This is a genomic window from Acinetobacter sp. BIGb0102, from assembly GCF_003815055.1.
Taxonomy (GTDB): Bacteria; Pseudomonadota; Gammaproteobacteria; order Pseudomonadales; family Moraxellaceae; genus Acinetobacter; species Acinetobacter vivianii.
The window spans coordinates 25572-47055 of the sequence record NZ_RKQE01000016.1; the positions used below are offsets into that span (position 1 = coordinate 25572).

At 42.3% G+C, this 21484-nt stretch carries 26 protein-coding genes, 4 tRNA genes and 1 riboswitch; of the genes, 19 read left to right on the forward strand and 11 right to left on the reverse strand.

Annotation, left to right across the window (positions count from 1 at the left end; translation table 11 throughout):
- Positions 1-45: 45 nt before the first annotated feature.
- The 12 genes from EC846_RS15750 (at position 46) to EC846_RS15805 (ending at position 8163) form a co-directional block, all read left to right on the forward strand.
- The gene (locus EC846_RS15750; RefSeq protein ID WP_004770910.1) at positions 46-1764 is read left to right on the forward strand and encodes a tetratricopeptide repeat protein; all 1719 of its coding nucleotides are present in this window, start codon (positions 46-48) and stop codon (positions 1762-1764) included.
- 4 nt (positions 1765-1768) lie between these two features.
- Positions 1769-2350 (forward strand): lipoprotein insertase outer membrane protein LolB, encoded by a 582-nt coding sequence (lolB, locus tag EC846_RS15755; RefSeq protein ID WP_062847601.1) that lies wholly within the window; start codon positions 1769-1771, stop codon positions 2348-2350.
- A gap of 17 nt (positions 2351-2367) precedes the next feature.
- Positions 2368-3201, forward strand: a complete 834-nt coding sequence (gene ispE, locus EC846_RS15760) for a 4-(cytidine 5'-diphospho)-2-C-methyl-D-erythritol kinase (RefSeq protein ID WP_123775723.1) — start codon at positions 2368-2370, stop codon at positions 3199-3201.
- A tRNA-Gln gene (locus tag EC846_RS15765) sits at positions 3200-3274 on the forward strand. The genes ispE and EC846_RS15765 overlap by 2 nt, the downstream gene beginning before the upstream one ends.
- Positions 3275-3301: 27 nt before the next feature.
- Positions 3302-3376: transfer RNA gene (locus EC846_RS15770), tRNA-Gln, on the forward strand.
- Between the two features lie 18 nt (positions 3377-3394).
- Positions 3395-3469 (forward strand) — tRNA-Gln (locus tag EC846_RS15775).
- Positions 3470-3554: 85 nt separating this feature from the next.
- Positions 3555-3629: transfer RNA gene (locus tag EC846_RS15780), tRNA-Gln, on the forward strand.
- 100 nt (positions 3630-3729) lie between these two features.
- Positions 3730-4683: a ribose-phosphate pyrophosphokinase gene (locus tag EC846_RS15785; protein ID WP_004770906.1), complete on the forward strand. Its 954-nt coding sequence runs from the start codon at positions 3730-3732 to the stop codon at positions 4681-4683.
- Positions 4684-4780: 97 nt separating this feature from the next.
- Entirely contained in the window at positions 4781-5077 is a 297-nt protein-coding gene (gene rplY, locus EC846_RS15790; protein ID WP_004770904.1) for a 50S ribosomal protein L25, read from the forward strand.
- Positions 5078-5096: 19 nt separating this feature from the next.
- Positions 5097-5678 (forward strand): aminoacyl-tRNA hydrolase, encoded by a 582-nt coding sequence (gene pth, locus EC846_RS15795; RefSeq protein ID WP_062847603.1) that lies wholly within the window; start codon positions 5097-5099, stop codon positions 5676-5678.
- Positions 5679-5817: 139 nt separating this feature from the next.
- On the forward strand, positions 5818-6198 hold the full coding sequence (panD, locus tag EC846_RS15800; protein ID WP_004655255.1) for an aspartate 1-decarboxylase: 381 nt from the start codon (positions 5818-5820) through the stop codon (positions 6196-6198).
- A gap of 174 nt (positions 6199-6372) precedes the next feature.
- Entirely contained in the window at positions 6373-8163 is a 1791-nt protein-coding gene (locus EC846_RS15805) for a patatin-like phospholipase family protein (protein ID WP_123775724.1), read from the forward strand.
- Between the two features lie 8 nt (positions 8164-8171).
- Here EC846_RS15805 and EC846_RS15810 read toward each other — a convergent pair whose 3' ends face one another.
- Together EC846_RS15810 and EC846_RS15815 are read right to left on the reverse strand one after the other, a co-directional pair.
- Positions 8172-9356, reverse strand: a complete 1185-nt coding sequence (locus EC846_RS15810; RefSeq protein ID WP_123775725.1) for a hypothetical protein — start codon at positions 9354-9356, stop codon at positions 8172-8174.
- 12 nt (positions 9357-9368) lie between these two features.
- Positions 9369-9584, reverse strand: a complete 216-nt coding sequence (locus tag EC846_RS15815) for a hypothetical protein (protein ID WP_069577287.1) — start codon at positions 9582-9584, stop codon at positions 9369-9371.
- A gap of 185 nt (positions 9585-9769) precedes the next feature.
- A riboswitch (FMN riboswitch) is annotated at positions 9770-9927 on the forward strand.
- A gap of 96 nt (positions 9928-10023) precedes the next feature.
- Here EC846_RS15815 and ribB point away from each other — a divergent pair.
- Positions 10024-10683 (forward strand): 3,4-dihydroxy-2-butanone-4-phosphate synthase, encoded by a 660-nt coding sequence (ribB, locus tag EC846_RS15820; RefSeq protein WP_123775726.1) that lies wholly within the window; start codon positions 10024-10026, stop codon positions 10681-10683.
- A gap of 53 nt (positions 10684-10736) precedes the next feature.
- Here ribB and EC846_RS15825 read toward each other — a convergent pair whose 3' ends face one another.
- Positions 10737-11411, reverse strand: a complete 675-nt coding sequence (locus tag EC846_RS15825; RefSeq protein ID WP_123775727.1) for an HAD-IA family hydrolase — start codon at positions 11409-11411, stop codon at positions 10737-10739.
- 93 nt (positions 11412-11504) lie between these two features.
- Between EC846_RS15825 and EC846_RS15830 the strand changes: the two genes are divergently transcribed.
- The gene (locus tag EC846_RS15830) at positions 11505-12272 is read left to right on the forward strand and encodes a hydroxymethylpyrimidine/phosphomethylpyrimidine kinase (protein ID WP_123775728.1); all 768 of its coding nucleotides are present in this window, start codon (positions 11505-11507) and stop codon (positions 12270-12272) included.
- A 78-nt stretch (positions 12273-12350) separates the two neighbouring features.
- Here EC846_RS15830 and lysM read toward each other — a convergent pair whose 3' ends face one another.
- From lysM to EC846_RS15860, 6 genes are all read right to left on the reverse strand, one after another.
- Positions 12351-12824 (reverse strand): peptidoglycan-binding protein LysM, encoded by a 474-nt coding sequence (gene lysM, locus EC846_RS15835; protein ID WP_004770891.1) that lies wholly within the window; start codon positions 12822-12824, stop codon positions 12351-12353.
- Between the two features lie 208 nt (positions 12825-13032).
- On the reverse strand, positions 13033-13269 hold the full coding sequence (gene acpP / locus EC846_RS15840) for an acyl carrier protein (RefSeq protein WP_004655272.1): 237 nt from the start codon (positions 13267-13269) through the stop codon (positions 13033-13035).
- Between the two features lie 86 nt (positions 13270-13355).
- Positions 13356-14090 (reverse strand): 3-oxoacyl-ACP reductase FabG, encoded by a 735-nt coding sequence (fabG, locus tag EC846_RS15845; protein WP_004770890.1) that lies wholly within the window; start codon positions 14088-14090, stop codon positions 13356-13358.
- Positions 14087-15073, reverse strand: coding sequence for an ACP S-malonyltransferase (fabD, locus tag EC846_RS15850; RefSeq protein ID WP_004770889.1), 987 nt, complete (start codon positions 15071-15073; stop codon positions 14087-14089). Before fabD ends, fabG begins: the two co-directional genes overlap by 4 nt.
- Before the next feature lie 197 nt (positions 15074-15270).
- Positions 15271-15456 (reverse strand): 50S ribosomal protein L32, encoded by a 186-nt coding sequence (gene rpmF, locus EC846_RS15855; RefSeq protein ID WP_004638135.1) that lies wholly within the window; start codon positions 15454-15456, stop codon positions 15271-15273.
- Between the two features lie 75 nt (positions 15457-15531).
- Positions 15532-16092 carry a YceD family protein gene (locus tag EC846_RS15860; protein ID WP_004770887.1) on the reverse strand — a complete coding sequence of 187 codons (561 nt, stop codon included), beginning with the start codon at positions 16090-16092 and terminating at the stop codon, positions 15532-15534.
- Positions 16093-16188: 96 nt separating this feature from the next.
- Here EC846_RS15860 and EC846_RS15865 point away from each other — a divergent pair, with 96 nt between their 5' ends.
- Positions 16189-16851 (forward strand): elongation factor P hydroxylase, encoded by a 663-nt coding sequence (locus tag EC846_RS15865; RefSeq protein WP_123775729.1) that lies wholly within the window; start codon positions 16189-16191, stop codon positions 16849-16851.
- Positions 16852-16938: 87 nt separating this feature from the next.
- Positions 16939-17556 (forward strand): L-threonylcarbamoyladenylate synthase, encoded by a 618-nt coding sequence (locus tag EC846_RS15870; protein ID WP_004770885.1) that lies wholly within the window; start codon positions 16939-16941, stop codon positions 17554-17556.
- A gap of 29 nt (positions 17557-17585) precedes the next feature.
- Here EC846_RS15870 and EC846_RS18360 read toward each other — a convergent pair whose 3' ends face one another.
- Positions 17586-18059, reverse strand: coding sequence for a hypothetical protein (locus EC846_RS18360; protein ID WP_228200688.1), 474 nt, complete (start codon positions 18057-18059; stop codon positions 17586-17588).
- A 28-nt stretch (positions 18060-18087) separates the two neighbouring features.
- Positions 18088-18804 carry a GNAT family N-acetyltransferase gene (locus EC846_RS15880; RefSeq protein ID WP_123775730.1) on the reverse strand — a complete coding sequence of 239 codons (717 nt, stop codon included), beginning with the start codon at positions 18802-18804 and terminating at the stop codon, positions 18088-18090.
- Positions 18805-19051: 247 nt separating this feature from the next.
- Here EC846_RS15880 and EC846_RS15885 point away from each other — a divergent pair, with 247 nt between their 5' ends.
- Genes EC846_RS15885 through rluB form a run of 3 tightly spaced genes read left to right on the forward strand, consistent with a single transcriptional unit; the run spans position 19052 to position 21428 of the window.
- Entirely contained in the window at positions 19052-19846 is a 795-nt protein-coding gene (locus EC846_RS15885) for a segregation and condensation protein A (protein WP_004770882.1), read from the forward strand.
- On the forward strand, positions 19843-20442 hold the full coding sequence (scpB, locus tag EC846_RS15890) for an SMC-Scp complex subunit ScpB (protein WP_004770881.1): 600 nt from the start codon (positions 19843-19845) through the stop codon (positions 20440-20442). The genes EC846_RS15885 and scpB overlap by 4 nt, the downstream gene beginning before the upstream one ends.
- Before the next feature lie 41 nt (positions 20443-20483).
- The gene (rluB, locus tag EC846_RS15895; protein WP_005256310.1) at positions 20484-21428 is read left to right on the forward strand and encodes a 23S rRNA pseudouridine(2605) synthase RluB; all 945 of its coding nucleotides are present in this window, start codon (positions 20484-20486) and stop codon (positions 21426-21428) included.
- The last annotated feature ends 56 nt before the right edge of the window (positions 21429-21484 follow it).

Sequence of the window (21484 nt, forward strand, 5' to 3'; positions counted from 1 at the left end):
TGCAACATCGGTGTCATAAAAAGCATTACTTTGGATCAATAAAAATTGCGTCAGCTATATCGCCGTACCCTTTTTAGCGGCAAGACGATTAGACGGTATTCTACCACAATCTTGTTGTTAGGTAGCATGAGCTCTTATGTCTCTGCACAAGCAATACACGACATGTATGCAGAGAACAGCTTTGAAAATGCTTTACAACAGAGCATGGTTGCTGAATTTTCTCTTGCTTATGATGATATTGCAACCGCTCTACACAATTATACTGTGCTTGCGATTCGTAGTAATTCAACCACAATCAAGCAGCGCGCCTTAGATGTTGCCTTAGAATATAATGACTTACAGTCTGCCTTAGACATCGCAACGCATTGGGTTGAGCAAGAACCCAAAGATGTACCCGCGCTATTTTATTTATCGCATATCGCACTTAAAACACATGAGTACGAGCTTGCAGCAAAAACACTAGATAAAATTTTAAATATTGATCCCACAGCTGATCTGGAAGAAATTTTAGCCGGGATTGCCCCCGAACAGGCACAAGACCGCGAAGTCCTCTTAAATGCCCTGCGTGCTAGCGAAGAACGTAATAACCCTTCTATTCTGGCCTTGATTGCAGGTTTAGAAGCACAGGATGGCTTGTACGAGCAAGCGCTCAAAAATATTAATCGGGCCTTACGAAAACGCTCAAAAACCACCAGTTTCATTTTAATGAAAGCCAATCTGCTCATGGCTTTGCAAGATGATGAAGAAACACAAAAATGGTTTGCCAAGGCAAGTCGAAAAAATAAAAACAATATTGATATTCGTCTGGCAGAAGCACGCTATTACATTCAGATCAATCAGCAGCAGCAAGCTTTAGACAAACTTGAAGATATCATTAAAGATCATCCCAAAGCGGAAGAAGCCCTGTTTATTGCCGGTTTAACCAGTATTGACTTGAAGCAATATGAAAAAGCCGAGCAATATCTGGTAGAGCTGCGTTCATCTGCCAAATATCAAAATGAAGCCTATTACTATCTGGCAATCAATGCTCAGCGCAAACAGCATTATGAAACGGCAAAGGCTTATTATCGTCTGGTAGATGGCAGCCTTTATATCGTCTCCCGACGTAATATGATTGCAATTTTTGAGAAACAGGACCAACTCAATGATGCCTTACGCTTCCTGACGCAGGAACGTGTTAACTATCCTCAACATGCCAGTTTCCTGTATCAGGCACAGGCCGATATTTTAAAGAAAATGGATAATAAAAAGGCTGCTTTGGCTTTGCTGGATGAAGCCATCAAGAATTTACCCGATGATCCTGAACTAATTTATGCTGAAGTGCTGTTACTCGATCCATATACAGATCGAGACAAACTCGACAAAACCTTGAAGCAGTTGCTCATTCTTGAACCTAATAGCCCAACCTATCTGAATGCGTATGCCTATACGTTGGCCTTGCAAAACCGTCGCCTTAAAGAAGCACGTAAATACGCAGAGCTGGCGCTGGACTTTGCACCTGAACAGGCATCAATCCTCGATACACTGGGCTATATCGCCTTCTTACAAAATGACTTTGATACTGCTGCCAAAGTTTTAGGTCAGGCTTATTCACTGAGTCAAAATGTAAATATTGGTGTTCGCTATGCCAAAGCATTGTATATGCAAGGTGCACTCACGCAATTTAGCGAGGTGTTACAGCAATTGAAACAAAAACATGCCAATGCCCCACAATTACAACAGCTTGATAGCTTAATCTTACCCATCACTGTAAAAAAGAGTTAAATCCATGCGCGTGTTTTCAAAATTATGCTTTGCCGTGTGTAGCAGTAGCATTTTATTTTTAACGGGTTGTCAGAGTTTGAGCCAGCCGAATAAAGTGATGACTTCGCCACAAGTACAAGATGAAAATAATTTTAACCTGCAAGGCAAGATTGGTGTGCGCACACCACAACAGTCCGGCAGCGCATTTTTCACGTGGGTACAACAACAAGATCAATTTGATATTGAATTAACCGGTATTCTCGGCGTGGGGAAAACCCAGATTGAAGGCAAACCAGGGCAAGTCACTTTAAATAGTGCTAAAACGGGCTTGATTACGGCCGCAACACCAGAAGAATTACTTGAAAAAGCAACAGGTTGGCAAGCACCGATTATGCATCTTGCTTACTGGATTCAAGCGAAACCAGCAACTCAGAATGCTCAAGTGAATAAAGATGAGCAAAATCGTCTTAAACAATTGATTGAAGATGGCTGGACGGTAGATTTTAGTTATAACGATGCTCAAACGCTTCCGAACAAGCTTTTGTTGAAGCAAGCACTTGCAGAAGGCAAAGAAAACCGTATTACAATGGTGATTCAAAACCGATAATTTTTTAGATTATTTTTATGATTAGAGTGCCTTCCCCAGCCAAGTTGAATTTATTTCTGCACATCACAGGTCGTCGTGAAAATGGTTACCATGAATTACAGACTATTTTTCAGTTGATTGATTTATACGACTGGATGACTTTTGAACCGCATGTAGAAGAAAATATTCAGATTGAAGGTCTGGCAGAAGTACAGCTCGAACAAAATTTAATCTATCGCGCCGCACAGCTCTTACGTCCACATGCAAAAAAACCATGTGGACTGAATATTCGGATTGAGAAAAATATTCCGATGGGTGCTGGGCTGGGTGGCGGTTCATCCAATGCTGCAACGACCCTGATTGTACTGAATCAGCTCTGGCAATGTGACTTAACTGAACAGCAACTTGCCGACTATGGCGTGCAACTGGGTGCAGATGTCCCGATCTTTGTTTTTGGTCGTAATGCATGGGCAGAAGGGATCGGTGAACATTTATCATTCATAGACTTAGCTCAAAAAAAATTCATAATCCTGAAACCTGACTGTTTTATCAGCACTCAACAGCTTTTTTCGCAAAAAACATTGACAAGAGACTCTAAGATCACTAAATTTTGCGCCTATCAGATAGAACCTTCTAATTTTGGAAATAACTTTGAACCTCTGGCTCGACAGTTGTATCCCGAAGTAGATGAAGCAATGCAATATTTAGATCAGTTTGGTCTAGCAAAGCTTACAGGTACAGGTGCTTGTGTTTTTATTGAAGTAACTAGTGAAATGGATACAGCGCAAATTTTGCAAAACTCGCCTTGTAAATCTTACTTGGTCAATAGTTTAGCAGAGTCTCCGTTAAGACATTTCTCAGTTGCACGTTAGGGGCGTCGCCAAGTGGTAAGGCACCGGGTTTTGATCTCGGCATCCGTTGGTTCGAATCCAGCCGCCCCTGCCAATTTTCACCTGTAGATGTATATGTAATAGGGGCGTCGCCAAGTGGTAAGGCACCGGGTTTTGATCTCGGCATCCGTTGGTTCGAATCCAGCCGCCCCTGCCATTACATATCATCAAATTTAGGGGCGTCGCCAAGTGGTAAGGCACCGGGTTTTGATCTCGGCATCCGTTGGTTCGAATCCAGCCGCCCCTGCCATATCTTTAGACAGACTTGTTTTGTATCGATATTTGCTCAAATATATTGACATTGTCATATAAAACGATTAAAGTTCTGCCGCATTAGGGGCGTCGCCAAGTGGTAAGGCACCGGGTTTTGATCTCGGCATCCGTTGGTTCGAATCCAGCCGCCCCTGCCATATAATAGATTGTTTCCAAATTACCCGTTGGAAAAATTAAAAATTTTTCCCTTGCGCTCGGTCGAAGCATAGCTTCGCTTAACCCTCGCTCAGGTGCTTCATGCCCAATCTTGTCGTTTTTAGTGGAAGTGCTCATCCACAGTTCGCCCAAAAAGTCGTAAGCCATTTACATATCCCACTCGGTGCTGCTTCTGTAAGCAAGTTCTCTGATGGGGAAATTTCAGTTGAAATTACTGAAAATGTTCGTGGTAAAGACGTTTTTATCGTTCAATCTACTTGTGCCCCTACCAATGATAACCTAATGGAAATCCTGGTAATGGCTGATGCTTTGCGTCGTGCAAGTGCTGGTCGTATCACTGCAGTGATTCCTTACTTCGGTTATGCACGTCAGGACCGTCGTCCGCGTTCTGCCCGTGTACCAATTACTGCGAAAGTTGTTGCAGACATGCTTACAACTGTTGGTATTGACCGTGTGGTAATGATTGACTTACACGCAGACCAAATTCAGGGCTTCTTCGATATCCCGGTTGACAACATTTACGGTACGCCAGCATTACTTGCTGACTTACGTCAACAACAACATCACAATCTCGTTGTGGTTTCACCTGACGTTGGTGGTGTTGTTCGTGCCCGTGCTGTTGCTAAACAAATGGGTGATATCGATTTAGCAATCATCGATAAACGTCGCCAAAAAGCAAATGAATCACAAGTGATGCATTTGATTGGTGATGTAAAAGATCGTGACTGTGTCATCGTTGATGACATGGTAGATACAGCAGGTACGCTTTGCAAAGCTGCCGATGCACTGAAACAGTTTGGTGCTCGCCGTGTTGTTGCTTATGCTACTCACCCTGTTTTATCTGGCAAAGCCATTGATAACCTTCGTAACTCTGTCATTGATGAATTGGTTGTTACTGACACCATTCCTCTTTCAGATGAAGCATTAAGCTTAGGCAAAATTCGCCAAGTTTCTGTTGCTAGCATGGTTGCTGAAACAATTCGTCGTATCAATAACGAAGAATCTATTAGCGCAATGTTCGATAGTTATCTATAATAGCCCAGCTTTTTTCTTAAACCCTAGCTCGCTAGGGTTTTTCTATCACTAAACTGGTCGCAAGTTTAGTTACTTAAACTCCAATGAGGATATGCCCATGGCAAACTTCGTATTAAACGCTCAAGCACGTGAAGCTGCACTACAAGGGAAAGGTGCGAGCCGCCGCCTTCGTCACGCAGCACAAATTCCAGCAATCATCTATGGTGGTAGCGCTGAGCCTGTAACAATCACTTTAGAGCTTCGTGAAATCACTAAAGCTTTAGAAAACAACGCTTTCTTCGAAGAAGTTATCGAAATTAAAATCGGTGACAAAGTTGAAAACGTTAAAATCCAAGCGTTACAACGTCACCCAGCTAAAAACACTCCTATGCACGCTGACTTCAAACGCGCATAAGTGTTAAAGGCGTAAATTAGTGTCAAATATTTCGCTAATTGTTGGTTTGGGTAATCCTGGAAAGGAATATACCCAAACCCGCCATAATGCAGGTTTCTGGTTCGTTGAACAGCTTGCAGACCGTTATGGCATTTCCCTAAAAGCTGATCCAAAATTTCATGGATACAGCGGTCGTGGTCAAATTGAAGGTCATGACGTTCGTTTATTACTTCCTACCACTTTTATGAACCGTTCTGGTCAAAGTGTTGCCCCTTTCGCCAAATTTTATCAGGTTGCACCAGAAGCAATTTTAATTGCCCATGATGAGCTGGATATGGATCCTGGCGTAATCCGTTTAAAGACGGGTGGCGGACACGGCGGACATAATGGTCTCCGTGATATCGTTCCTCATATTGGTGCTAATTTCCATCGCTTACGCATTGGAATTGGACATCCTGGTTCCAAAGAACGTGTTTCTGGTCATGTGCTCGGCAAAGCTCCTAGCAGTGAACAAGCTTTAATGGATGCAGCAATTGATCATGCCCTATCAAAAGTGAAAATGCTTGTTGATGGACAAGTTTCACAGGCAATGAATCAAATTAACGCTTACAAATCCGCTTAAACTGAATTGTTGATCAATCACGCTTGCCATATTGCATTTTTAAGCGCAAAATGCGCATCAAACCGCCTATAGCCCGCGGAAAACGTGACAAGTCAACCATAAGATATTGATCTTAGGTCTTACTCAGGAGACGCTAGCCATGCTATCTCGTTTATTAAAATGTAAAATTCACCGTGCAGTTGTGACTCATGCAGAGCTTCATTATGAAGGTTCTTGTGCAATTGATGGCGTATTAATGGACTTAGCAGGGATTCGTGAATACGAAGAAATCCACGTATGGAACGTCACTAATGGCAAACGTTTCACCACTTACGCAATTCGCGGTGAAGACGATTCAGGCATCATTTCAGTGAATGGTGGCGCAGCACATCAAGCTGATGTCGGTGATTTAGTGATTATTGCAACTTTCGGTGACTTCACTGAAGTTGAAGCAAATCTTCATAAACCACGCCTCGTTTATGCAAACCCAGACAACACAGTGAATCACACAGCAAACTGTATTCCTGTGCAAATTGCATAAGCAATAAAACAGATTCCTAAAAAGCCATGCCTTGCCATGGCTTTTTTATTGGCTCAACAAATATGGCCTACATACAAAAACACTTAAAAATCAGCTCATGTTTTACGCAACCCCACTTGTAAAACCGTGCTAGGCCTTATTCAATAAATAGACAATAACGATAATTTGAATAATATGGATATTCTTAACATCCTGAATAAAACAGCACTGTTTAATGAACTCGATCACAATGCCTTAACCTCCTTAACAACGCATTGTCATATTCGTTATTTACAAACAGGACAGCAGCTTTACTGTGTCAATGATCTGGCTGATCATGTTTATGTGATTGCTTATGGACGTATAAAATTCACCACACCTGAGGGTCTACTGACCTATTATGGGCGAAATGAAATTGTGGGTGAAACAGGTGTTATTTCTAACCAGCCTCATCATGGTACAACCAATGCAGTGCGTGATACTGCACTGGTCGGCATTCCGCAACAGCAATTCATTGAGTTTATTAATCAGCACCCTAAAGTATTATTTGCCCTATCTCGTTTGATTATTCATCGATCCCAACCTGATCAGCAACTCACTCATGCCATGGGACATAGTCGTACCCTTTCCGTCATCCCTGTTTCTTCACAAATTCCAGCCACTCACCTTGCAGAAAAGCTAACGGAACATCTACAACGCTGGCCACAAGTCCGTCTAGTCACAGCCGCGCATGTCGATGCCTTATTTGGAGCAGGATTTAGTCAAACCCCGCTCGACTATGGTGTGGATGATCTTCAGCTGCGCCAATGGTTAGCCAGTCTGGAAGAAAAACACTGCTATGTACTATATGCCGCTGATAGCAATGAAGATGAATGGTCTAAACGCTGCTTACATCAGGCAGATCGTATTTTAATACTAGCAGAAGCCAATCAAACCCCAACCCATACCAAATTAGTTGAGGTGTTAAATCAACATGACTGGCAAAGCCCTATCGAGTTAGTACTACTCCGTTCTGAAGGTGATCCTTCCCCACATACCCTGATCTGGAAACAGCTCTATCATGCCCGCGCCCATTATTTTATTCATCCTTGGGCGCAAGCTGATATCTGTGCGGTTGCCCGTCAGATTTCCAGTCAAGGCGTCGGTTTAGTGCTGGGTGGTGGTGGCGCACGGGGTTTTGCCCATATCGGTCTGATTCGTGCGCTGGAACAATTACACATTCCGATTGATATTGTTGGTGGTACCAGCATGGGCGCCTTTGTTGCTGCCCTTGTGGCTTGTGGATTTGATAGTGTTGAAATGACCCATATTGCTTATGAAACGTTTGTGGCACGTAACTATCTCAATGATTACACCATGCCACGCGTCTCATTGATTCGAGGCCAACGTTTCCATAGTCGCTTACATGCCATTTTTGGGCATCGGCGAATTGAGGAACTCCGACAAACCTATTACTGCATTTCCACCAATCTCACCACAGGTCAAGCAGTGATTCATGATCAAGGTGAACTTGCGACTTGGGTCGGAACCAGTATGAGTGTACCCGGCGTTGCGCCACCTGTGGCTTGGCATGAAAACCTGCTCTGTGATGGAGGTGTGATCAACAACCTCCCCACCGATGTGATGCAAAATCTGGAAAGAGGTACCATCATTGCCAGTAATGTCAGTTTGCATGATGATATTCGAGTGCCGGGTATTGGTCTGGAAGAACCCGATCAAAGTGCGCTACTCAACTGGAATAAAATTATTAAAGATAAGCTACTACATGCCCCCAAACTGGCAGAAATCCTGATGCGCACGGCAACTTTAGCCAGCGATACCATGATTCAAACCGCAGCGATTGAGCGGGCAAATTTGCATGTGCGTATGCCAATTGCTGGCATTGGCATGTTCGACTGGCATAAACTTGATGAACTGGTTGAACGTGGTTATGACCATGCGCTAGAAATGTTAGTACCAATTCGAGAAACACTTCCCTATTCTTGATTAAAGCTTTACGACCCAGCAACAGAGGACTGAATCTGGTAACGATCTAGTAAAGTATCTAAATAGTGATACGTTTCCGGATCTAATTGCTGCATATAGCCATCCAAAATACGATGACATTGTCGCTGTTTATCGATCGGCATACGACGCATAATATCGAAAGTCACTTCCCACTGTGAACGCAATAATGACGCATAAGCAATATGATGTAATACCTGCTCATCAATTTGTGCAATTGCCAATGCGACCGCTTCCCTTGCCTCATTTTGCATATAATTGACAATCACCAGCATATCCGCCCATAAATCACAGCGGTCAGCTGCCTCCACAATGCTTTGGATAATTTCAACACGTCTTAAGGCTGGCAGATTGGCAACAAAATCTTGTGCATGTGCAGATAAACATGCCACCACAGGCAACATATCTTCCCATAACTGGTCTTCCTGAGTGGCCTGAATAATGGCATTGATCACAGACTCACCTTGCTGAACAGCTAAATCACCTAGCTCCTGCTTGAGTCCATAACTGATGTAGCTCATCAAGGCCAATACTTTGGGCCACAATAAACGCTGTGCGGGATCACCAATAATCAGTAGAGCCTTTTCAATTCTCTCTCGGGGCAAGACATGCACCAAATGATCAATCTGTTCCCTTGATTCAATATAAAAAGCGATTTCCAATAGATCACTTTCATTCTCTACGATCTGTGCCACATCCTGTAAAACCGCGTCAGATAACATACTGACAAAACGCCCTATGGTGACAAAATCCCGTTGTTCGAGCAGAACTTGAGTAATATCAGTAATCTGATGAGTCGTCAGGTAACTCAGTAGCTCTCTCGCCAAGCGTGGATCTAGATACACCGCAATTGCTGCAATTGTTTTTGCGGGTAAATGCTTGGCAATACGGTATGAGCTTTCAGTGGAGAGATATACTGCAATTTGCGCCACAATAAAAGGCTCTAAAAAATGCTTCACCCAGAAAATACTGACCCAGCGTGGTAACCAGTTCACCCATGTCGCTAAATGACGAAAACGGCTTTTTTGCTGGCTTTGCAATAACTCCAATATCGCAAAACGAAATTGCCTGAGATTTTCAGGGGCAAGAACCTGCATAAAGGCCAATTGTTGCTCTGGCACATTTAGGATTCGGGCAAGTTTAATGATTTCGGCCTGCACAGCGAGTCGTGTCATGACATTGCTCCATCATGATTTAGGCTTAAATAACCAGCGTAGAAAAAATGGGATTTGATACAGCCGTTGATTCATTTTCTGATCTTCATTTTCTATGGTTTGCCGTAATTGCTGATTGAGCCAAGCCAAATCCTGTTGAGACAATTGTGAAAATGCTTTTAGACTCATAACAGGTCGATGTAATTGTTGTGCCAATTGTTCTAATTCAGTTTTATCCGCCTTTTCCATATCGCGCTTACTCCACATTATTGTTGTTTTATCTTTTCAGTGTATGCCCAATTCAAATGGATTGCCAGTTTCACAGATCATGAGAAAAATCGTGCTACGTCTCAGCAATTTTCTTCATTTTTATAGAACGATACATTCTATAAAAAGTTCCCTTTTCACTTAAAAATCTGGCTATAATCGAAGGACATCGCTTCAGGGCGGGGTGAAATTCCCCACCGGTGGTAAGTCAGGCATGACCATAAAGTGACCTGACCAGCCCACGAGCCTGTATATATTTTTATATACTCGCAGATTTGGTGAGATACCAAAGCCGACGGTATAGTCCGGATGAAAGAAGACGAAACCACCGAAACACTCTTTTGGGTTGTTTTTGTGCACGCTTATTTTTACATCAGTCCTGAAATGTTCAACCGTATCCTATTTACGAGAGCGTTTCATTATGTCCAGTTTAATCCAACCCGAACTTTTCTTTTCAGCCCTTTCTCCTGCTGAACAACGTATTCAACAAGCTTTAGAAGATATCCGCCAAGGCAAGCCTGTTTTGGTCATGGATGATTTTGATCGTGAAAATGAAGCTGACCTTATTATTGCCGCTGAGACCTTAACAGTCGAAACCATGGCACAAATGATTCGTGATGGTTCAGGCATTGTATGCTTATGTTTGACCGAAACACTGGCAGATCATTTAGAACTTCCACCAATGGTAGTTGATAACTCAAGCCAGTTTAAAACTGCGTTTACCGTGACCATTGAAGCTGCTCAAGGCGTAACGACAGGTGTATCTGCAAAAGATCGTGTGACGACAGTTTTAGCTGCAACTAAAGATGGTGCTGTTGCCAGCGACCTGAGCCGCCCAGGCCATGTTTTCCCGCTACGCGCACGTGAAGGTGGTGTTCTGACCCGTCGTGGTCATACCGAAGGTACGATTGATCTGGCGCGTCTGGCAGGTTTAAAACCTTCTGGTGTCTTGTGCGAGTTGACCAATCCTGATGGTTCTATGGCATCTGGTATTCAAGTGTTAGCGTATGCTCAAACACATGGCTTGACCGTGATTAGCATTGAAGAACTGGTTCAATACCGTTTAAAACATAATGTCTGATGAGATATGATAAAAAAGCCTCGAATGATCGAGGCTTTTTTATTGCATGGTTTTTAAGAGACTTTTCGCTCTGCATTCAGTTCAGCCACCGTTGCAATTAACTGGCTAAATTGAGAAATTTGCGTTATCGGCTGTGCCTGAGCTAACTCATCTGCCCGACCATAACCATAATTAACGGCAATGGTTTCAATTCCATTAGCACGCGCACCAACAATGTCATACTGGCGATCACCGACCATGATACATTGCTGGGCATCTAAATGTTCTTGCTCAAGAATATAGGCTATCAAATCTGCTTTATTGGTACGCTCACCTGTCAGCTCGCTGCCATAGATTGCTGTAAAATACTGATCTAGTTTGAAATGAGTCAAAATTTGTTTGGCAAAGACTACAGGCTTAGCCGTTGCAAGAAATAGTCTATAGCCTTCCGCTTGTAATTGCTGCAATGTTTCTGCGACTGACGGATAAACTTCATTTTCGAATAGACCCGTTACTGAAAAACGCTCACGGTAAGCCAGTAATGCTTGCTCAGCCAGCTGATCATCTTGGGTATTCAGCAGTTTTGCCAAAGAAGCTTTTAAGGGCGGGCCAATCGTCCAGTCCAGATCCACGTCATCAGTCAAAGGCTGACCTAACTTTTGCAAAGCAAAACGAATTGAACCATGAATTCCTGTTTTAGGGTCAGTTAACGTCCCATCTAAATCGATTAGAATATTTTTGATCGTCATTCGTTCAATCTCTTGCAGCCTTACACAACATAGTCGAGAGTTTCTCGAAACTTCCCTATACTACCGTATATTGAAGACTAAAAGGAAATTGCAGTGCGTCCGACCGTGCTTTGTTTTTCAGGTTTAGATCCATCTGGCGGTGCTGGCTTACAGGCAGATATTGAAGCAATTGGACAAAGTGGTGCGCATGCAGCGATTGCATGTACTGCTTTAACCATTCAAAACTCGCAGCAAGTATTTGGCTTTGAAGCAACCTCTAAAGAATTGTTGCTCGCACAAGCCAACGCCGTGGTCGGTGATTTACCAATTAAATGTGTAAAGTCTGGCATGTTGGGCACAACCGATAATATTGCTGCACTGGCTGAATTCTTACGCGCTCATCCCGATTATTTATATGTGCTTGATCCTGTGCTAGTGGCCAATAGTGGTGGCTCACTTGGCGATCAAGCCACACTGGTAAAAGCCTTTGTCGAGTTAATCCCTTTAGCAACGGTAATCACACCTAATACGGTTGAGTTGAGAGCTTTAACAGGAATTGAGGATATTGAACAAGCAACAAAAAAGCTATTCGAAATGGGTGCCAAAGCCATTTTAGTCAAAGGCGGTCATGAAGACACGCCAGATCACATTCGTAATGTCCTCTATGCCGAGAGTAAAATGATTGCCGAAAGCCGTTGTCCACGTCTGGAAGGTCAATATCATGGTTCAGGTTGCTCTTTGGCAAGCTTCATTGCAGGTCGTCTAGCACTCGGTGATTCATTAAAAATTGCCGTTCAGCATGCAGAAACATGGTTATTTGGCGTGCTCAAACATGCAGAAACACCTGTACCCAATGGGCAAAAGATTCCAAAACGCTTTTAAGCGCTCCAGAAATCTTTCAATTTTTCAAAAAATTTTTATTAAAAAAGGCGCATCAAGCGCCTTTTTTATATTCACAGATTATTGTGGAATACGTAAAACTTGTCCCGGGAAGATGTCATCTGCATTTTTAAGTAATGGACGATTCGCCTCAAAGATCTTGTTGTACTGGTTTGGATCGCCATAATATTCTTTTGAAATCTTGGACAGGTTGTCACCTGATTTCACTGTATAGAATTTACTTTCTGGCTCAGGCGCTTCTACAGTCATCTGATCATCCACTTGTGCTACATGATCAATATTACCAACTGCCAATACAATCTTTTCTTTATCTGCCTGACTTTTTACCTGCCCTTTAATCGTTGCAGTATCCGTCGTGCCGTTATACGTTACAGATAAGCCTTCAACCCCAAGACCTAAACTTTTAATCAAACCTAATAATTTATTTGCAATCTCTTGAGCTGATGGTTCAGCTGGTGTTGCTGGCGCAGCTTGTGGCTCTGCTGGTGCTGTATTTTTCTTACCGATACCTTTAACAAAATCAAAAAGACCCATTGTTATTACCTCTGTAATTATTAATCTCAAATCGTCAAAATAGACTTACTTTAGTTATACCGAAAAAAAAAGTGACTCAAGTTTCAATTTAAGGCGGTCTTGTAAATATATGTATATCCACTAAAACCAAGAAATATTTATTCTCTTTTCATTTCAGGACACATAAAAAAAGCCACCTGACGGTGGCTTTTTTCATCATGCAAAATGATTAACCAAGTTTCTTAGTTACGTAATCGATTGCAGATTGAACAGTTGTGATTTCATTTGAATCTTCATCTGGAATCGTGATGTCGAAATCGTTTTCGAAAGACATTACAAGTTCAACCAAATCTAAAGAGTCAGCACCTAAGTCATCCATGAAAGATGCTTCGTTTTTAATCTCTTCAGCACGCATACCTAATTGTTCAGCTACAGCTTGTTTGATGCGTTGTTCGATATCGCTCACAGGAATTCTCCTCATTGCTTGTGGCGTTTTAATTTGCCACTAGTTTAATTGAATATAAAAATTTTTAAAAGTTTATACATCGCCAGTTAGGCCATGTATAGACCACCATTTACGTGTAAAACTGTACCAGTAATGTAACTAGCCTTATCGCTGGCAAGGAAACTCACTGCATCAGCAATATCTTGAGGTTCACCTAAACGATTTAAAGCTACTTGATCAGTCATTTTTTTACGAATCTCTTCGCTTAACTGATCAGTCATTTCAGTGGCAATGAAACCAGGTGCAACACTGTTCACTGTAATCTGACGGCTACCCATTTCTTTAGCCAAGCTACGACTGAATGCTTCAATCCCTGCTTTTGCTGCCGAGTAGTTCGCTTGTCCAGGGTTGGCAAAATGTGCAACCACTGAACTAATATTAATAATGCGGCCAAAACGTGCTTTGGTCATGCCTTTCAATACACGCTTAGATAAGCGGTATACGGCTTTCAGATGAATATTGAGAATGTCATCCCAGTCATCTTCAGACATACGAAGCAGCAAGTTATCTTTGGTAATGCCTGCATTGTTAACCAATACCAGCACCGAACCATATTTTTGTTCGATATCTGAAACCAGTGCATCAATCGCAGCGCCATCACGCACGTCAAGTACAGCACCTGCGCCATGTTCAGCAAAGCTTTCTGTCAGCTTTTGCGCGCCTGATTCAGAAGTTGCGGTACCAACCACAAAAAAACCGTCTTGAATGAGTTGCTGTGCAATTGCAGCGCCAATACCACGGCTTGCTCCTGTCACTAACGCAACTTTTCGTTGTTGTGTCATGCAATTTTTCCTTCTGCCACTAACACTGCGTTTAGGGCATCTTCCATACGTGCTTTGCTATCAATGGCAAATGCTTTTTCTATGTTCGGTAATCGCTTTGCAAGATTACTCAATACCGTACCTGGTCCACATTCAACCATGTACTGAATACCCTGATCTTGCAGATATTGCATGGTACGTGTCCATTGAACCGACTGGTACAATTGAGCTGTTAATGCCTGACGTAACTGAGCAACATCTGTCGCGATTTCCGCGTTGACATTTTGTATTACAGGAAGGCATGGTAGCTCAATGGCAGTTTGTTCCAAAGCTTCAGCAAACTTTTCTGCTGCTGGCTTCATCAATGTGCAATGTGAAGGCACTGAAACTGGCAATGCAATCGCTTTACCAGACTGCTCTTTTGCTTCAGCCATCACTTGCTGAACCAATGCAGCGCTACCAGCGATAACAACTTGACCTTGTGCATTGTAATTTGCAGCTTCAACAGAACCTTGGCCCGCAGCAGATACTTTTTCACAAAGTTCAACCACTTTGTCATCTGCCAAGCCAAGAATTGCCGCCATTGCGCCTTCACCTTGAGGAACAGCGCTCTGCATTAATTTACCGCGTAAATGTACCAGTTTAACCGCATCAGCTAAAGTCATGGCCTCTGCCGCAACAAGCGCACTGTATTCCCCTAAAGAGTGCCCAGCAAGGTACTTTGGCACAATTCCACCTAGTTCTAACCACACACGCCATAAGGCAATGCTTGCAGTTAATAACACAGGTTGGGTATTTTCAGTCTGGTCTAAACCTTCACCGCTCTGGGCAATATGCCAAAGGTCAAAACCGATTGCTGCTGAGGCTTCTGCAAATGTATCTTGAACGACACTAAATTGCTCTGCAAGTTCAGCCAACATACCTGCTTTTTGTGAACCCTGACCAGGAAAAACAAATGCTGTTTTTGTTGCTTGAGCAGCCTGCTCAAGTCGCTTAGTCGACATATAAAAATCCTTAAAATGGTCTATCGCCAATTTCATCAACACTCATGATTCTACATGAGAATGACAACAGACTCTTTTCCGATGCGGCAATTTACCATTGATTAAATCGTTTTTTAATTGCGAAAAACAACAAAAAAGGGAGCTTTCGCTCCCATTTTTTCTATACTTTAAGCTAACGCTTAATGCATATGGTTCAATTATTCAGCATCAGCTGCTTTAGCGAATAATTGACGACCACGGTAAATACCGTCTTTAGTCACGTGGTGACGACGATGAGTTTCACCAGTAGTTTGGTCTACAGATAATGCATTCTCGGTTAAAGCGTCATGTGAACGGCGCATGTCACGGCGAGAGCGACTTTTACGGTTTTGCTGAACGGCCATGATGGCTCCTTACAAAGATCGAAAAAATGGATCAGAAACAAATTCAGTTGTCTTAACTCAACATTATATCACAAATTATGAGTTAAGTTTACCCTTCAAACTTGCCAAAACATCAAACGGGTTATCCCGTTTCTCTTCGACAACGTCCTGAATGGCAGGTCGATGTTTATGCTCACAAACATCATGCTTGGGAGATAAAGGCATCAACAATAACAGTTCATCTTCTAGTAGTGCGAGCAAATCAATCGAAGCAGGTGTATCAAAATCACCTTTTTTCGAAGACTCGCTTTCACCTAAAACGATGAAATCAGCATCCTCATCCAAGCGCTCTATCAGTGACTCATCATCGATCAAAGCTAAATGAAAATCTGAAACAAGTTCAGTTTCAACAGTATCCAGACAACGCTGGCATTCCATTGGAACTTTCGTTTCAATACGTCCATCTAGCCATACAATGCGATGATATGCATCCATTGATAGCTTACAGTCTATGTTGATCAATCGATCATTAATTGATCCAACAGCTTCACGAGCGATACGAGCAAAGCGAGACAATGGCAGTGTGCCTGACCATGTAAAGCCCTGTTCAGCCCATTTAAACGGCTCAATCTGTGCCGGAAAGGTATTTGCTGACATAATTAAGGCGGCAATTCTACAAATTCATCGGTACTCTGTCAAAGATTAAGATACAATTTTGCACTTCTTTAGACAGAACTCGGGGTAAATTAAGCAATGCACCTGTTGCAGCCGCAACTTGAAGTAACAACTTCATTACTTGTAAGCACCCATTCAACCTCTGCTCCTGCATTAACGCCAGATCAAGTGCAACGCTCATCTTGGCAAAAGTTAACATCAGAACCAGAACAGGTCGATTGGCTTATTTTACACTTTAATCACTGGTTTTCCCACCATAATGTCACACTAGTTAAAGGTGATTTTGAACCAGAATATTTCCCAGCGGAAAATGGACAGCCTGCAAGAATCCAATTTGCCCATGGTTTCTTTAATAGTGCGCTACATGAAATTAGTCACTGGAGCATTTCGGGTGCACAGCGGCGCCTACTCCCGGATCTGGGATATTGGTACGCGCCAGATGGTCGAACTGCTGAGCAGCAGGCACTTTTTGAACAGGTTGAAATCAAGCCACAAGCAATTGAATGGCTGTTTGCAAAAGCTTTTGGTCGGAAATTCCGTGTCTCTTTAGATAACTTGACGGGCGATGGCGGTAATGGCCAGCGATTCAAAGATCATGTTTTTGCCCAGCTACAAAATTATTTTTCAGGTGAAGCCAAGTTACCACGCGATGCTGCGCATTTCATTCATTACATCTGTCTGTGTACCCGTCATGGCCAACCGTTACAACTCGATGAATTTAAACGTGAAGACCTTGATTAAAGGACAAAATTGTCACATCTAATGCTTGCAACTTGACCGCAACCCACTTCATACTAAATTTAGCCATATAGATCAGGGAGTTCAAAGATGTTGCATTTACATATTCATCCCGAAAATCCACAGGCACGCTTAATCACACAAGCAGTGGAACGTATTCGTGCTGGGGATGTGGTGATTTATCCGACAGATGCAGCCTATGCAATTGGTTGTCAGATCGGAAATAAAAATGCGATGGAACGTATTGCGCAAATTCGTGGTCTGGGGCCAAAGCATCAATATGCAATTATGTGCTGTGACCTCTCTGATATTGCCACTTATGCCAAAGTCGATAATGCCATGTATCGTTTATTAAAAAATAATACCCCTGCAGTCACGACATTTATTTTGCCCGCGACCAGCGAAGTACCAAAACGTTTAATGCATCCGAAGAAAAAAACCATTGGCCTGCGTATTCCTAGTAATCCTGTTGCGCAAGCTTTATTAAAAGAACTCGGTGAACCGTTGCTAACCAGTACTTTAATTTTGCCCGATCAAAAAGATCCCCTAGATGATCCATACGATATTGAAAATCAGCTCGGTAAACGGATTGACGTGTTTATTGATAGTGGTTTTGGGACTTTATCAACCACCAGTATTGTAGATTTATCAGGAGAAAATCCTGAAATCGTGCGTCGCGGTGTTGGTGATGTCAGTGCTTTTGAATAAGTACTGACATCTATTTCACTATTACAAGCTTAGGCATAAGGAAAGTTTGGACATTCAGCCAGAATTTGACTTGCGCTTTGTATTTTCTGGCCTGATTCGTTAAAAACTTCGATTTGAAATGAGAATCGATCTTCAATTAAAAGACCATAGATTTTGCTTCTGCCACTTTGCTTCAGTGTTTGAAAGTTTTTCAGAAAAGCACAACTTTGTTGTTTAAGCTGTTCTGCACTCACACTTTGACTATCCTTATCACTTCTGAGTTTCATCCTTACCATAATCTTCGGGTAATGATTAACTGCGCGAATCTGCATCCCCCATTTAGACGCAGTGGGGTTTGTATGATGATTAATCTTACTGACGATCATTCGGCCTAAATATTGTCTTAGCAGCTCTTTCTGCACTGAAGGGTTATTCCAGATAATAAAATTACCAATCAGAACAATAACCAAGGTCAGCATCAGGCCGATAATTATTTTTCTTTTCATTAAAGTGGTGTACCGCAATATTTCTCATTAAAACCAATGATCAAATTCAGATTTCAAAAAAATCTGATAAACGCTGTTTCTGGAATCCTTGTGCATCAAAATTTTCAGGATTTAACCACTGGAGATAACTCTGTTCTAGTGCAGGCCATTCTTCATCAATGATTGAAAACCATGCCGTATTGCGGTTACGGCCTTTGCTAACCCGATCATGGCGGAATAATCCTTCATATTGAAAACCAAAGCGTAAAGCGGCTGCTTTAGAGGGTGCATTACAGTCATCACATTTCCACTCTACCCGTCTATAGCCCTGCTTAAAACATTGTTGTAAAAGTAGAAATATCGTTTCAGTCGACGCTTTTGATTTTTTCATCTTATGCGAGTAATAGACATTGCCGATTTCAATCGCACCGTGTTCCAGTCTTGGTTGTAAGAGTGCAATCCAGCCTTGAACTTCACCATCCACTTCAATCAGAAAATGTGTAACACCCTGAAAGCCAAATCGTTGTTCTAAAGTTTGTTTTAATTGATCTCTGCTCTGGGGCGCAGCATAAGGTAAATAGGTCCAGCATGATGCATCAGGCTCGGTCTCTACGGCATGCCAGATATCATTTGCGGTCTGATCGGAAATTTCACCTGTAATACGAATCAGTTTAACGTATTGGCCCACGAGATCTTGCTGAATAAGTGAACATGGCTGGTGATCAACATCAAGGCCAACACTTTGTCCAAACGGGTTCTGTTGTGTTTTTAAATATTGTTTCATAGCGATTTATAATTGAGCTGAAATCATGATTTTCGCTGCTCATTTAAGCATAACTTTATTACATGACCTAGATGATCACGTATAAATATAGAAAATACCCTGAGAAGTTTAAGGTTTTTGTAAGTCAGCAATTTATTAAATTGGGGATTTCGATTAGAATAGGCGTGCTCTTGGTAGCATGTGCCCTTTCTTGCACAAAAATTATATCTTTTCATGCTTTTGAAAATTCGCGTGGCTTATAACGGTAATGAACCAAATTCTCCCCTCTCCTTTGGAGTCCACTCCTTCCATTCGCGTGCTTGACGAGTGGCAAGAAGTCATACCTGAAGATTTGTATATCCCGCCTGCCGCGTTTGAAATTTTACTGGAACAATTTGAAGGTCCTCTGGATTTTCTGATTTACCTGATTCAAAAAAATGGTTTTGATTTATTACAAGTCGATATTTCACCGATTGCAACCCAATATCTGTCTTATATGGACAGTATGAAGTCCTTGAATATCGAACTAACGGCTGATTATATGGTGATGGCCGCGCTTTTGGCTGATCTAAAATCACGCTTGTTATTACCGAAACCGACTGCTGTTGATCAATTTGAAAAAGATCCAAAACAAGAATTGATTGACCGTTTGGAAACGTATTTACGCATTAAACAGGCCGCCGAACGATTGGGGCAAATGCCAATCTTCGAGCGTGATACCTTTAGTGCTAATGTCAGTATTGGACATATTGCGCCGATTTATGAAGGCTATGATGTAGCTGCCTTACATGATGCCTTATTTTGTGTGTTTAACCGTCCTGAACCGATCACGCATGTGGTCGCGCAGGAACCGGTATTGCTAGAAGAACGTATCGCCTTTATTGAAAGTCAGCTCGCGTTAGGTGAAGCCTTGAGTTTTATTGAATTATTAAATCCCAAGCAAGGTCGTATGGGGATGGTGGTTACGTTTATGGCAGTACTTGAACTTACACGTCAGCAAAAAATCCAGATTATTCATACAGGAATTGAAGCTCCGTTGACCATTCAAGGAGTTGCCGCATGAGCCTAGATCAGTTAGAACAAAGTGAAAGTATGTCACTTGAAGACATTCATCATGATGTTTTATTGCAAATTGAAGCTATTCTGTTCGCCAGTGACTCACCAGTCTCAATTGCCCGTCTAAAAGAAGCGTTTCAAAACCAATATAATAAGCAGCAATTACGTACATTTGTGCAGCAACTGGCAATGTTGCAGCATGGTCGTTCAATTGAATTAATTGAAACGGCACAAGGCTTTCGTTTTCAGGTACGTGCGAAATATCGCAATATCATTGCGCAGGTCTGGCCAGAACGCCCAACCAAATTATCCCCCTCTTTACTCGAAACTGTCGCAGTGATTGCTTATCATCAACCTGTCACACGTGCCGATATTGAGCAGATTCGTGGTGTATCTAATAATAGCCAGATTTTAAGAACACTTTTTGACTGGAACTGGATTAAAGAAGCCGGTTTCAGAGATTTACCCGGAAGACCTGCGTTGTTGATTACAACACCCCAGTTTTTAAATGCTTTTGGCTTAGCTTCGCTAGGTCAATTGCCTCCCCTGCAGAACGCCAAGGAAGCATTCATGGCTCTCGATGCACATGCGCCGAAGTCTTGAGAAGGTGAACTGTTGATCATTATGTCTAAGGTTGTGCTGTCATGAGTGAAAAATTACAAAAGGTTTTAGCGAGAGTCGGGTTAGGCTCGCGTCGCTATATGGAAGAAGTCATTGCTGCTGGTCGTGTCAGCATCAATGGTCGTATTGCCCAAGTTGGTGAACGTATCGAACCCACTGATGAACTTCGTATCGATGGTCGTAAAGTACAATTCCAAATTGAAGACGAAATTCGTCGTCGCGTTTTAATTTACTATAAGCCAGAAGGTGAAATTTGCTCGCGCAATGACCCTGAAAAACGTCCAACTGTATTTGATCATTTACCTCAAATTGCCAATGACCGCTGGGTCATGGTTGGTCGTCTGGATATTAACAGTACTGGTTTATTGTTATTCACAAATGATGGTGAACTTGCAAACCGTTTAATGCACCCATCAAACGAAGTAGAACGTGAATATGCCGTTCGCGTGATGGGTGAAGTTACACCACAAATTCGCAACAACATGCTGAAAGGTGTTGAGCTTGAAGATGGCCCAGCGAAATTTGAATCATTCTCTGAAATTGGTGGTGACGGGATCAACCGTTGGTATCAAGTTGTGGTAAAAGAAGGTCGTAACCGCGAAGTACGTCGTATCTTTGAATCACAAAGCCTCAAAGTCAGCCGCTTGTTACGTACCCGTTACGGTACCGTGATTTTACCGCGTGAATTACGTACAGGCCGTTGGATGGAACTGGATAAAACCGACATCGACAACCTTGCGAAATCAGTTGAATTAAAACCACGTCAAGGTACTGGCTTGTTTGGTATGGCAAAACGTCGTACTGAAAAAATGGCTGAGAAACCATTGGCTGCACGTCGTGGTGGTTATTTACGTCAACAACGCCGTGATGATGAACAAGATCAGTCACAGCAACGTTCTGGCGCTAATAGCAACAATAACAATGGTCGTAAAACCATTGGTTTCAACAAAGGCTTTAAAAAGTTTTAATCCTTTGGTCTGAAATAAAAAAACGCTCTGATTAGAGCGTTTTTTTATGACTTTAG

What these genes read in the sequence shown, in the direction of transcription:
- lolB (WP_062847601.1), top strand. Translation starts at nt 1,769, where the DNA reads ATGCGCGTGTTTTCAAAATTATGCTTTGCCGTGTGTAGCAGTAGCATT.
- ispE (WP_123775723.1), top strand. Translation starts at nt 2,368, where the DNA reads ATGATTAGAGTGCCTTCCCCAGCCAAGTTGAATTTATTTCTGCACATC.
- EC846_RS15785 (WP_004770906.1), top strand. Translation starts at nt 3,730, where the DNA reads ATGCCCAATCTTGTCGTTTTTAGTGGAAGTGCTCATCCACAGTTCGCC.
- rplY (WP_004770904.1), top strand. Translation starts at nt 4,781, where the DNA reads ATGGCAAACTTCGTATTAAACGCTCAAGCACGTGAAGCTGCACTACAA.
- panD (WP_004655255.1), top strand. Translation starts at nt 5,818, where the DNA reads ATGCTATCTCGTTTATTAAAATGTAAAATTCACCGTGCAGTTGTGACT.
- EC846_RS15805 (WP_123775724.1), top strand. Translation starts at nt 6,373, where the DNA reads ATGGATATTCTTAACATCCTGAATAAAACAGCACTGTTTAATGAACTC.
- EC846_RS15810 (WP_123775725.1), bottom strand. Translation starts at nt 9,356, where the DNA reads ATGACACGACTCGCTGTGCAGGCCGAAATCATTAAACTTGCCCGAATC.
- EC846_RS15815 (WP_069577287.1), bottom strand. Translation starts at nt 9,584, where the DNA reads ATGGAAAAGGCGGATAAAACTGAATTAGAACAATTGGCACAACAATTA.
- ribB (WP_123775726.1), top strand. Translation starts at nt 10,024, where the DNA reads ATGTCCAGTTTAATCCAACCCGAACTTTTCTTTTCAGCCCTTTCTCCT.
- EC846_RS15825 (WP_123775727.1), bottom strand. Translation starts at nt 11,411, where the DNA reads ATGACGATCAAAAATATTCTAATCGATTTAGATGGGACGTTAACTGAC.
- lysM (WP_004770891.1), bottom strand. Translation starts at nt 12,824, where the DNA reads ATGGGTCTTTTTGATTTTGTTAAAGGTATCGGTAAGAAAAATACAGCA.
- fabG (WP_004770890.1), bottom strand. Translation starts at nt 14,090, where the DNA reads ATGACACAACAACGAAAAGTTGCGTTAGTGACAGGAGCAAGCCGTGGT.
- fabD (WP_004770889.1), bottom strand. Translation starts at nt 15,073, where the DNA reads ATGTCGACTAAGCGACTTGAGCAGGCTGCTCAAGCAACAAAAACAGCA.
- rpmF (WP_004638135.1), bottom strand. Translation starts at nt 15,456, where the DNA reads ATGGCCGTTCAGCAAAACCGTAAAAGTCGCTCTCGCCGTGACATGCGC.
- EC846_RS15860 (WP_004770887.1), bottom strand. Translation starts at nt 16,092, where the DNA reads ATGTCAGCAAATACCTTTCCGGCACAGATTGAGCCGTTTAAATGGGCT.
- EC846_RS15865 (WP_123775729.1), top strand. Translation starts at nt 16,189, where the DNA reads ATGCACCTGTTGCAGCCGCAACTTGAAGTAACAACTTCATTACTTGTA.
- EC846_RS15870 (WP_004770885.1), top strand. Translation starts at nt 16,939, where the DNA reads ATGTTGCATTTACATATTCATCCCGAAAATCCACAGGCACGCTTAATC.
- EC846_RS15880 (WP_123775730.1), bottom strand. Translation starts at nt 18,804, where the DNA reads ATGAAACAATATTTAAAAACACAACAGAACCCGTTTGGACAAAGTGTT.
- EC846_RS15885 (WP_004770882.1), top strand. Translation starts at nt 19,052, where the DNA reads ATGAACCAAATTCTCCCCTCTCCTTTGGAGTCCACTCCTTCCATTCGC.
- scpB (WP_004770881.1), top strand. Translation starts at nt 19,843, where the DNA reads ATGAGCCTAGATCAGTTAGAACAAAGTGAAAGTATGTCACTTGAAGAC.
- rluB (WP_005256310.1), top strand. Translation starts at nt 20,484, where the DNA reads ATGAGTGAAAAATTACAAAAGGTTTTAGCGAGAGTCGGGTTAGGCTCG.